This window comes from Paenibacillus sp. MMO-58, assembly GCF_037146255.1.
Taxonomy (GTDB): domain Bacteria; phylum Bacillota; class Bacilli; order Paenibacillales; family Paenibacillaceae; genus Pristimantibacillus.
This window is the reverse complement of sequence record NZ_JBBCVY010000014.1, coordinates 116983-127830: the sequence shown is the minus strand read 5'-3', so window position 1 is coordinate 127830 and position 10848 is coordinate 116983. Positions and strand designations below refer to the sequence as shown.

Below are 10848 nucleotides of genomic sequence, written 5' to 3'. Positions count from 1 at the left end.
TACTCACCCGTCCGCCGCTAACTTTACCCGAAGGCAAAGTCCGCTCGACTTGCATGTATTAGGCACGCCGCCAGCGTTCGTCCTGAGCCAGGATCAAACTCTCCATTAAAGTGTTTGACTTGCTCATTACTTGTTTTATCGCTTTTCCGTTATTTCTAACGGGGCAGTTTCGCTCGTTGTTCAGTTTTCAAAGAACAATTTCTTCTTTCGTTCATCGCCGTTTCTCTCAGCGGCGACTTTTATAATATATCACAGTTGCCTATATGATTGCAAGCACTTTTTTTCGTCTTTCGACATCTTTTTCAGCTGTCGATTTCGACTTATTTTGACCTGCCTCAAAAGCGGCGAGTATTAATGTACCATAGGGCCAAATAGTAAGTCAACCTTTTTCAAAAATAAAATACCCGCGCGAAAGGGGCGGGTATTTTATGCCGTTTGTATCAGATGGCCGTTAACAAATACTTTAGTTCCATCACATCCGGATCTCCGTTCGCCGGCATAACCGCCACCTCACGAACATAAGCTCGTTTGACCAGATTCTGAACAATCAGGGAAAGATCAATACGCAGCTCCTGAATCGGCGGATAGTTCTGCAGTTCGCATATAGTCCATGGCTCCTGTCTGCTACTGATGGCTTCGAACAACAAAGAGCAGCAGGATTTCATTTTGTTCATTACGGTAAACTCGCAAGCAAGCATAACAAGTCGGACACGCTGCTCCAAAGATTCCGGACTTGCCGTCAATTCCTCGTACAGTTTGTAGACTCCCGGATGCACTCTGCGGATTTGCTTCCACACCGTGAGCTCCGGATGATGTCCTTCTTCTATAAGTACGATGTGTGCCCAGTGATGAAGTGCCGCCATGACATGACTGTGCGCATCCAAAATATGATTGTCTTCAAGATCCTGTTTCGCTTGCAGATAGGTGCGCAAGAATCCGGAAAACTCGGCGAAACGCTTCTGTTCCCGCATGATATCTGGAAATAACATCAATCGCTCACGAATATTCGTCAAGTAATTGTCGCGCTCCATCAATATCTCCCCCCGAACCATCCATTGGATCACGCTGCCGCTTCTGCCAGCTATCCATTGCTCCAAACGACCGGTGTCAACTGTCCGAACCATAATGCGTCTGCCATGCTGGCAAACATGCTCGGTTGTTTCATTAGCCCCACTCTCTCGCACAACAAGAACTAAAACGTCCAATCCTTCAATCACGGGATTATAAGGATACGGATTCTCGATTGCCACCAGACCCACTACATCCAGCTGCGAACGATACGTTTCAACAAAATACTGTTTCGTATTCACTTCGGCCTCCGTATAGCTAATCCATATAGATTAAGCTATAATAATTATCTGTATAGTACTTTCTTTTTCGACAAAGTGTGGCGGTTTCCTGCTTGCAAAAGAAAAACCGTTAACGTTACATACGTCAATCGTCATAGAGAGGAATGGAATAGTGAATAAGATTTTTTTCAAATCGGCAAAAATCAATGAATTCCGTTTGTGGGGCCTCGTCTTTACGCTAGTTGGCATGGGAGTAATGATTATTGGAACCGGCGGAATTGTCTGGTGGGGACACGCAGGCAAAATCTTCGCTGCGATCTTTATGGTCCTCGGGATGATCTCTCTTCTAATCAGTTGCGTCGTATATTTCTGGGCAGGCATGATGTCGACTAGCGCCACCATGCTGGAATGTCCCGAATGCCACCGGCCGACAAAAATGCTTGGCAAAACCGACCGCTGCATGTATTGCAAAACGATGCTTACGCTTGATCCCGCTCAGGCAACTCATGAACCGTCGGTTGAATAAAACAAAGAAGCAGCCCAGGTGCTCATCGCCTGGGCTGCTTCTTTTGTTACTTCTATAAGGTAGTATTAAGGCCTTTTGTTAATGGCTTCGTCAATGACGGGCCAGATCGAGGAAGTCTGAAAAGAACGGTTCCATGTAGCCACTCCGGCCAGGCCAAGCTCGCGCATAAGCTTCACCCGGGCTTGGATCGACAACGCGTCCTCAATCCATATCCGGTTTAAGGCGCCATTCTCTGTATATTCCACGTAATTCTGTCCTGCAGCTTCATCGAGCTTAGGAGTAAGCTTTTTGCTTGCGATAATATCTTTAACCTTGTCCATTCCTACGGCTTTGGAAGTCACTTTCCCGTTTTGTTCCGTCCAAATACGGGTATATAGCGGCATGCTTAGAATGATTTTGTTCGCGGATACGCCGTCTTCTTCAATAATTCGTTTAACCGCGCTTGCCGTCCAGCCAAGTGATGCAACCGAACCCGCTTCCGGACTGGAAGCCCAATGCTCGTCATAAGCCATCACCATCATATAATCGACGGTATGCCCAAGCGCCGAGCGGTCAAGGAACATGGACCATAGCTCGCTGTTGGATTTCGGCGTTACGTCTATCGATACAACTAGCCCTTGTTCGTGAAGAAGAGGGGTTAGCTCTCTTACGAATTGAACGAGATTGGCTTTATCGGATGTCCGAACGTTCTCGAAATCGATATTAATGCCCTGAAGATGATAGGTCTGCGCAAAGGCTAGCAGCTGACGGATCATTTTGAAGCGCGTATCGGCCTTCGCCAAAGCCTCCGTTGTCTGATCAGGCTCAAAGCCATTGCTGAATAAGGCCCAAACCTGCATGCCTTGATTATGCGCCCAACGCACGTAAGCCGGATCCGCCTTGCCTTTGATCGTTCCTTGTCCATCCTGCAGCTCAAACCAGGTTGGACTTACTACATTAACCCCTTTTAGCGTACCGATGGAATCAGGAGTGGGATTTTTCTCGTATACGGCTTCCCAGGTGAGATTAATTTTGCTGCCGAGTACTTTCCATGGTATGAAAGCCTCTTCCTTGGCTGATTGAGGAACCTTTTCTATGCTGGCCAGCTCCACATTAGACTTCTGCATATATCCCAGCTGCCCTTGCGGACCCTGCACGAATAACCATCCGTGTTCCTCACCCCAGATGCGGACCGTCTCGCCTTGCGGTACCTTTTCCGCGATTGGGGAATGAATGCTTGTCTTGGTCCGTATCGCGCTGCCTTTGGATTTTAATGCCTTTCCTTGCTGAATAGATTCCCCTGCTTGGAGTAAAATAACGATGCCGGAGTCGGCCTTGTATTCCGTCTTGAGTCCGTAAAGTTCTTCAAGCGGCGTAATCGGTATATAAACGGCATCATCCTTGGTCTGTGCCGCGATATGCAATTCGTATGGCTTCTGATTGAGTTCTGCCGTTAAAGCATCCGTCTTCAGCCGCAATACTTTATTGGTCGTTGTCAAAATAATGGAGCCGGTCTCCGCTTCGTAATATACGGGCTCGTCCGGTCCAAGCGCCTTTTGCAAAGCGGAAATCGGAAGCATGACTTCATCGTTTTGTATAAAAGCACCTTGATCCATGATTTCGCCTTGATAAGTTATCGGATGTTCCATCCCGTAGTCAGGAACCGTAATATGCTGATTCGGAATAAACTTCATGTAAATAAACCAAACGCCCATCGCTGCTGCGATAAATAACAGGAACAGCATCGTATACCATGCTCCTCCGCCCTTGCGGCGGCGCGGCGCTCTGGTGTACATCGTCTCCAATTGCTCACTCTCCTAAAAAGAATTGTCACCCAAAACGGCCTTATTAGGGCCATTCGTGATGATTCTTGCATCGAAAGCTTAAACTTAAAGCATTGTCACCCAAACAGCCTGATATTAAGGCTGATCGTGATGATTCTTGCGTCTGTAAAAAAAGACGTGCAAATCCGCGAATTACCGCATCTATGCACGCCTTATTTCATCTTAACTATAAACAACCTACCATTTACGCTCTAGCCGTCTCGCTACAGCTGGAGCATACTCCGTAAATCTCCATACGATGCCCTTCGACCATAAAACCGGTCTTATTGGAAGCAGCCCGCTCGACTTCAAGCAACGGCGGGTATTCAAAATCTACGATCTGGCCGCAGCTTTTGCAAATCGCATGGTAATGGTCGGACAAATCCGCATCAAAACGACTGGAATCGTCACCGTAGGTTAATTCGCGAACTAAACCCGCTTCGACAAATAACCTCAAGTTATTATATATCGTAGCCACGCTCATACTCGGAAAATTCGGAGACAGCGACTTATAGATTTCGTCGGCTGTCGGATGTGACATTGAGCCCATCAAATAACTCAATATGGCGTGACGTTGCGGGGTCATACGGACGCCATTCATCTTCAATTGTTCAATTGCTTCGGTAACGCTGGCTCCCATTCCCCTCACGCCTTTCTTTTACTAGATAGAACTATTGTACGTTCATTCAAAATGGTTTGTCAATGAAAGCGCTCATCAACCCGCCTCATTCATCTGTATGTAAATACTGTTAGTCGCATTCACTTGAATTCGGTAAGTACCTGAGCCTATGGTTCCTCGGATGGTTTTCTTGTTTACCGTAAGCGGCAAATCGGTCGTAATGCTTCCAAACGTTACCGAACCAAATACGGAATAATCCCCTACCGCCGGAACTAGAAGCTTAATCTCCCCAACCGTGCTGTCCAAGTCCCAATCACCGCCCACTGTATGGCTTGTCAGCTCGATATTGCCGTTTAACGTAGATGCTTTGACCTCCCCGGATACTTCCTTCATGGCAATCTTGCCGTTTTTCGTGTCCGCTCCCACGCTCCCGGCAATACCGCTCAGCGTCATGGCTCCATTCCAGGTTTCGGCAGTCAGATTGCCGGTTAGCGCATCAACGGTAATCGCACCGTTCTTCGTGGATAAATCGGCATCGCCCGTTACGGTCTGGAGTTTAATCCCTCCATTCAGGCCGTGAATCACCAGCGGCCCCTCAATCTGCTGGACTTCAATATTACCATTGTCGCTCTTCAGCTGGACTCCGCCGGGTGCGTTCAATCCGCTTGCGGATACGGGACCGTTATTGACATCAACCGTTACCGCCATCTGAGGAACGGAATTCTTGTCCGATTCGTCTAACGGAGTCTCCGCTGCATTCGAATTCGAATTCGAGCTCGACTCTGAATGAGGATCCGTAGACGGAATGTCCGTATTTACCGCAGGATCCTGAGCCGTAACGGTTGTCTGCGGAACCGTAATGACGATATTTATGCGCGGTTTACGGCTTCCATTCGTACCGTACGGCTCGCCTTTCGCCGTTATCGTCATCGAATCGGCATCCGACACTCTTTCCACGGCCGACTTGTCTGCAATCTGTTCGGCTGCCTGTTCATCTGTTACATCCACCCATATCTCGGTATTAATAACAAGCTGATCCGTGCCGCCGCCCCGCACCGTAACCTTCCCGTTCGGATTGGAGATTTTGAGCTTGGATATGGCCGCGGCGTCAAAAGGCACCGTATCCGTCTCTTTTACGAATTTAAAGCCCTTCTCTTCGCCGTAGTCCGGTGTGCCGTTCAAATCAACATACTGATCAAGCCAGCGGAACGGAAGCTCCGCGTATTGGGTCACCGTAAACGCAACAACGGATATTACAATTGCGATAATGGCGCCGATAAAATCAAACCGCAGCTTTCTCGCCGCTTTCCGGTAAACGATGCTATAGACAATTATCTCGGCTCCAAGCAAAATAAATACGGCAGGCCACCACTTGCCCAATAAGGCAACGTCATTGCGGCCTTTCACCTGATCCCATAAGAGCAGGCCGCCAACCGCAATAATAAACACGGCGGCTGTGAACCGCCCCAATCGAAACATGGACTGATCTCCCTTCACTCGCGAGAACCATAAAAAAAGCGCCACCACCATTAAAAACGGTCCAACTGCCATTTCGGCCAAGTCATCCATCCACGGAATAAGCACCGCGGGCGGGTCGGTCAAAATAAACAGCAGTACACCGGCAGCCATAATTAACAAGCCGATTACCGGTGACAATTGATCCGTTGAACCATCCTTGGCATCAACCCTAGTTTGCAAGGCATCAAAAACGCTGACAAAATAATACACCGGCAGCGTAATTCCCAAATAGACAATAAAGAGCAGATGCCTTGCCGCGTTTGCATCTGCCAGCCTGATAATAGCAGCTATATCAAGAACTAGACCGGCGGTCAGGAGCAGTCCTCTCTGATAACGCCCCGTATACAAATGCCCGGCTCCGGGGAGCACAAATGCGAGTAATAAGGTAAGAAGTCTGCTCTTTGGCCGATCTAATCCGAGCTCACGCAATGCACGCCCTCCATCTGCTTGATTTGTTCCAATAAAGCCAATAACGATTCATTCTTAGGCAATTGCACGGTCAAATGAAGCATAAACTGCTGCACACCCTGCTCGTGCTTCGCGCTTTCCTCCAGCATGACTTTACGTATCATAATCTGCTTCTCGGTCAGCAAAGTGTTTAGCGTAAGGACAATGGTGGACTGTTCATCTGCCTGAACGACTAACTTATGCTCCCGCTTCGTGCTGATGTATCTTTTCTCCAGCTTATTAAAGGCATAAAGAATAAGTAGAACCAGAACCGTTGTGGTTACTGCGGCAAAGTAAAATCCGGCACCTACCGCAAGTCCAATCGCCGAGACCACCCACAAGGAAGCCGCCGTTGTCAGCCCCGTAATGGACTTGCCCGTAAACAAAATGGTACCTGCTCCGAGGAATCCGACTCCGGTTATGACAGCAGCCGCCAGACGGGCGGGATCGACCCGGACATTCGTCTCGTTAACAAAAGAAGAAAAACCGTATATTGATAAGAGCATTAGCAAACAAGAACCGATACATACCAAAGTGTTCGTGCGCAGCCCTGCCGCATGATTCGACTGTTCGCGTTCGAGGCCGATCAGTCCGCCTAGGAGCATGGCGAGAAGCAGCCTTAGTCCGAGATGAAGTTCATTAATGTACCATGGATTCGCGAGATCATGACCCAAGTGGCAGCACAACCTTTCATTATGATAATTGTACCATATTAGTATGCATATGGACCTGCATTCCATGAAAAGACGCCGCCCATCACTTAGGATGAGCGGCGTCAAAGGATCGGCAATTAGGCTTTCAGACGTTCAAGCAGAAGCTTATTCACGAGAGCCGGATTCGCTTTGCCTTTTGTCTCTTTCATAATTTGGCCGACCAGGAATCCGATCGCTTTGTCTTTACCTGCTTTAAAGTCTTCAACCGATTGCGGATTCGCTTGGATGATTTGATCCACAACGGCAACAAGCGCGCCTTCGTCGCTGATTTGGACGAGTCCTTGCTCTTCAACGATCTGCTGCGGCAGCTTGCCGGATTCCAGCATCGCCTTGAAGACCGTCTTAGCGATCTTGCTGCTAATGGTGCCCTTCTCGAGCAGACCGATCATCTCTCCCAGACCTTGGCCGGTAATTTTCACTTCGGAAAGCTCCAGGCTGTTCGCGTTCAGATAGCCGAGAAGATCACCCATGATCCAGTTGGATACCGCTTTAGCATCCTTTGTATAGTTCAGGCTTTCTTCAAAGAAATCTGCAAGCTTCTTCGAAGAAGTAATCACTTCCGCGTCATAGGAAGGCAAGCCGTATTCGCTTGTGTAACGACCCTTGCGCGCATCGGGCAGCTCCGGAATGGAAGCGCGGACACGGTCTTTCCATTCTTGGCTGATGTTCAATCGAACCAAGTCAGGGTCCGGGAAGTAACGGTAATCATGCGATTCTTCCTTGCCGCGCATCGAAAAGGTTTTGCCCAGCGTATCGTCAAAGCGGCGCGTCTCCTGCACAACGAGGCCGCCTTCATTGAGAATCTCTGCCTGGCGGATTTGTTCGTATTCGAGACCGCGCTGAACGCCGCGGAACGAGTTCATGTTCTTAAGCTCGGCACGCGTACCGAACTTCTCTTGCCCGTATGGACGAAGACTGATGTTAGCATCGCAGCGGAGGCTGCCCTCTTCCATCTTCACGTCCGATACTTCGCAGTACAGCATAATCGCTTTCAGCTTCTCAAGGTAAGCCTTCGCTTCTTCCGGCGTGCGAATGTCCGGCTCGGATACGATCTCGACAAGCGGCGTACCGACACGGTTAAAGTCAACAAGGGAAGCATAGCCGCCGTCAACGTGGGTCAGCTTGCCGGCGTCTTCCTCCAGATGGAGGCGGGTAATGCCGATCCGCTTGGTCTCGCCGTTTACTTCGATATCAATCCAGCCGTTCTGGCCGATTGGCTGATCGAACTGCGAGATCTGATACGCTTTTGGCGAGTCCGGGTAGAAATAGTTTTTACGGTCGAATTTGCTAATGTCGGCGATTTCGCAGTTAAGCGCCATTGCCGCTTTCATCGCGTATTCGACAGCTTGCTTGTTCAAGACGGGCAGAACGCCCGGGTGCCCGAGACATACAGGGCATGTATGAGTATTAGCCGGAGCTCCAAAAGCTGTGGAGCAGCCGCAGAAAATTTTACTGTTGGTATGCAGCTCCACGTGTACTTCGAGACCAACTACCGTTTCGTATTGAGTCGCTTCAGACATCGTCATTTCTCCCTTCACCCTAGCTGCGGCCGTAATTTATGGAATTCGGTTTGCTGCTCAAACGCATGAGCCGCACGCAGCACGGTCGATTCATCAAATGCCTTGCCGATGATTTGCAGGCCGATAGGCATACCGTCCGCCGTTCCGCATGGAACGCTGATTGCCGGAATGCCCGCAAGGCTTACCGGAATCGTACAAATATCGTTCAGGTACATCGTCAGTGGATCGCCAACCTGCTCGCCAATCTTGAACGCCGTTGTCGGAGCCGTAGGGCCAATGATGATATCGTATTGATTGAAGACATTATCGAAGTCCTGCTTGATCAGCGTGCGGACCTTTTGCGCCTTGAGGTAATACGCATCGTAATAACCGGAGCTAAGCGCGTAAGTACCCAGCATGATCCGGCGTTTGACTTCCGGGCCGAAGCCTTGGCTGCGCGATTTGCGGTACAGGTCGATCAGGTTCTCCGGGTTGTCTGCGCGAACGCCGTAACGAACGCCGTCAAAACGCGCCAGGTTGGACGAAGCTTCCGAGGAAGCAAGCAGATAGTAAGTCGCAATCGCATATTCGGTATGCGGCAGCGATACTTCCTCCCAGGTAGCGCCCATGCTCTCGAAGGTTCTGAGAGCCTGCATAACGGCTTCCTTCACCTTCGGATCAATGCCTTCGCCAAGGTACTCTCTAGGCACGCCAATGCGAAGACCCTTCACATCGCCGGTAAGAGCGCTGGTGTAGTCCGGAATATCAACGTTTGCGGATGTCGAATCCTTCTCGTCGTAACCCGCGATCGATTGCAGCACGTAAGCGGAATCTTCAACATTTTTCGTAAGCGGACCGATCTGATCCAATGAAGAAGCAAACGCTACGAGACCAAAGCGGGATACCAGGCCGTATGTCGGCTTGAGGCCAACAATGCCGCAGTACGCAGCCGGCTGGCGGATTGAGCCGCCCGTATCGGAGCCAAGGGAGAAGTAGACTTGTCCTGCAGCAACCGAAGCCGCGGAGCCGCCGCTTGAACCGCCCGGAACGTATTCCGGATTCCATGGGTTGCGAGTCGGATAGTAGCTGGAGTTCTCGTTCGAGCCGCCCATCGCGAACTCGTCCATGTTCAGCTTGCCGATCGTAACCGACTGAGCGGACTTCAGCTTGGATACCGTTGTTGCGTCATAAATTGGATTATAGTTGCTCAGGAATTGGCTAGCGCATGTCGTAAGCAGCCCCTCCGTTACAATGTTGTCCTTCACGCCGGCAGGCAGTCCGAACAGAAGTCCGCGTTCGCCGCCCTCCAGAAGCTGCTTGTCCAGGCTATCCGCCTGGCGGCGGGCATTCTCTTCATTTAATGTAAGAAAAGCTTTAATCGTTTCGTCTGTCTCCGCAATCCGGCGGTAAGAAGCATCCACCAAATCGGAAACCGTCAATTCTTTGTTATTGAGCTTGCTATGTACATCCTGTAGGCGTAAATCAAACAGTGACAACAGCAGTTCCTCCCTTCAAATACCTGTAAGTTCTATTCCAATACAGCCGGCACTTTGATCTGGCCGTCTTCTTCGTCCGGTGCGTTAAGCAGCACTTTTTCAATCGGAAGCGATTCGCGGGTAATATCTTCCCGCATCACGTTCGTAATCGGCAGCACATGGCTGGTCGGCTCTACATTGTCCGTATCCAGGCTGTCGAGCTTTTCCGCATATTTCAGGATCGCATTCAGCTGTCCCGTAAATTGTTCTTTTTCTTCCTTCGAGAGCTCCAGCCGCGCCAAATTCGCAACATGCTCTACGTCTTTAATCGTAATGCTCATGGATGCTTCGTCCTCCCTTTCAAGCCTTCTACTCATTCCTCCTATTATAGCTTATAATCGCCATTTCACAAAGTGTTCAGGCAGGCAAAATGAAACGGAGCCTCTCCCGTTAAGGGATAAGCTCCGCTTGGATGATTGCCGTTATATCCACGCCTTCAGATTAACCTGGCGAATAAAGTCTTCCGTTGTTTGGCTCTCGCCGCCCGTATTGTCCTTCTCCTCGGGCTTTTCTTCGCCTTTTACAATCCGGTTGAACAGCTCTTCGTTATATGTGGCCAGCGCGTAATCAATCAGCGCCTCCCGCTCGACCCGGTCAACCTCCTCCTGCAGCAGCACTTCCTCCAGTTCAATATCCTCGTCCGGAACAAGGAAATTGCGGTTAGCCGCAGGCACTCTTACCACATAATCGAACACATTGTCCGGATTGCGGTCGTAAGCGATTATATAGCCATACTCCCCGAGAGGGAGATTTTGCTCGAATTGGTCAGCGATAATAACAACTTTTGCCCCTAAACTCAGCATTGTGTTCACTCCTGTCTATCAGCCGCTGTCTATCTCTATTATCCTACTAAAAAATAATAGCGGTGTCCAATTTCAGAAGGAGCAGGCGGCTGTCCCT

General features: G+C 49.7%; 10 protein-coding genes and 1 rRNA gene. 1 reads left to right on the top strand and 10 read right to left on the bottom strand.

Annotation, left to right across the window (positions count from 1 at the left end):
- Window positions 1-109, bottom strand: a 16S ribosomal RNA gene (locus tag WFJ73_RS29065); the annotation flags it as partial.
- Between the two features lie 331 nt (window positions 110-440).
- Window positions 441-1310: a nucleotidyltransferase-like protein gene (locus tag WFJ73_RS29060; protein ID WP_336776384.1), complete on the bottom strand. Its 870-nt coding sequence runs from the start codon at window positions 1308-1310 to the stop codon at window positions 441-443.
- A 160-nt stretch (window positions 1311-1470) separates the two neighbouring features.
- On the opposite strand from WFJ73_RS29060, the gene WFJ73_RS29055 reads away from it, so the two are divergent.
- On the top strand, window positions 1471-1815 hold the full coding sequence (locus tag WFJ73_RS29055) for a YgzB family protein (protein WP_162862750.1): 345 nt from the start codon (window positions 1471-1473) through the stop codon (window positions 1813-1815).
- 65 nt (window positions 1816-1880) lie between these two features.
- Here WFJ73_RS29055 and WFJ73_RS29050 read toward each other — a convergent pair whose 3' ends face one another.
- From WFJ73_RS29050 to WFJ73_RS29015, 8 genes are all read right to left on the bottom strand, one after another.
- Window positions 1881-3590, bottom strand: coding sequence for a glycosyl hydrolase family 18 protein (locus tag WFJ73_RS29050; protein ID WP_336776387.1), 1710 nt, complete (start codon window positions 3588-3590; stop codon window positions 1881-1883).
- 232 nt (window positions 3591-3822) lie between these two features.
- Window positions 3823-4257: a peroxide-responsive transcriptional repressor PerR gene (perR, locus tag WFJ73_RS29045; protein WP_116393737.1), complete on the bottom strand. Its 435-nt coding sequence runs from the start codon at window positions 4255-4257 to the stop codon at window positions 3823-3825.
- 75 nt (window positions 4258-4332) lie between these two features.
- Window positions 4333-6183, bottom strand: a complete 1851-nt coding sequence (locus WFJ73_RS29040; protein WP_336776383.1) for a DUF4097 family beta strand repeat-containing protein — start codon at window positions 6181-6183, stop codon at window positions 4333-4335.
- Window positions 6165-6806, bottom strand: a complete 642-nt coding sequence (locus WFJ73_RS29035) for an MgtC/SapB family protein (protein WP_442956001.1) — start codon at window positions 6804-6806, stop codon at window positions 6165-6167. Before WFJ73_RS29035 ends, WFJ73_RS29040 begins: the two co-directional genes overlap by 19 nt.
- 185 nt (window positions 6807-6991) lie before the next feature.
- Entirely contained in the window at window positions 6992-8434 is a 1443-nt protein-coding gene (gene gatB, locus WFJ73_RS29030) for an Asp-tRNA(Asn)/Glu-tRNA(Gln) amidotransferase subunit GatB (RefSeq protein ID WP_336776381.1), read from the bottom strand.
- 14 nt (window positions 8435-8448) lie between these two features.
- Window positions 8449-9909, bottom strand: a complete 1461-nt coding sequence (gene gatA / locus WFJ73_RS29025) for an Asp-tRNA(Asn)/Glu-tRNA(Gln) amidotransferase subunit GatA (protein WP_336776380.1) — start codon at window positions 9907-9909, stop codon at window positions 8449-8451.
- 32 nt (window positions 9910-9941) lie between these two features.
- Window positions 9942-10229, bottom strand: a complete 288-nt coding sequence (gene gatC / locus WFJ73_RS29020) for an Asp-tRNA(Asn)/Glu-tRNA(Gln) amidotransferase subunit GatC (protein ID WP_336776379.1) — start codon at window positions 10227-10229, stop codon at window positions 9942-9944.
- 141 nt (window positions 10230-10370) lie between these two features.
- Window positions 10371-10751: an ATPase gene (locus tag WFJ73_RS29015; RefSeq protein WP_336776378.1), complete on the bottom strand. Its 381-nt coding sequence runs from the start codon at window positions 10749-10751 to the stop codon at window positions 10371-10373.
- Window positions 10752-10848 lie beyond the last annotated feature (97 nt).

Excerpts from the sequence above, each read along its gene's own strand:
- WFJ73_RS29050 (WP_336776387.1), bottom strand. The coding sequence starts at position 3,590 with ATGTACACCAGAGCGCCGCGCCGCCGCAAGGGCGGAGGAGCATGGTAT.
- perR (WP_116393737.1), bottom strand. The coding sequence starts at position 4,257 with ATGGGAGCCAGCGTTACCGAAGCAATTGAACAATTGAAGATGAATGGC.
- WFJ73_RS29035 (WP_442956001.1), bottom strand. The coding sequence starts at position 6,806 with ATGCTCCTAGGCGGACTGATCGGCCTCGAACGCGAACAGTCGAATCAT.
- gatB (WP_336776381.1), bottom strand. The coding sequence starts at position 8,434 with ATGTCTGAAGCGACTCAATACGAAACGGTAGTTGGTCTCGAAGTACAC.
- gatC (WP_336776379.1), bottom strand. The coding sequence starts at position 10,229 with ATGAGCATTACGATTAAAGACGTAGAGCATGTTGCGAATTTGGCGCGG.
- WFJ73_RS29015 (WP_336776378.1), bottom strand. The coding sequence starts at position 10,751 with ATGCTGAGTTTAGGGGCAAAAGTTGTTATTATCGCTGACCAATTCGAG.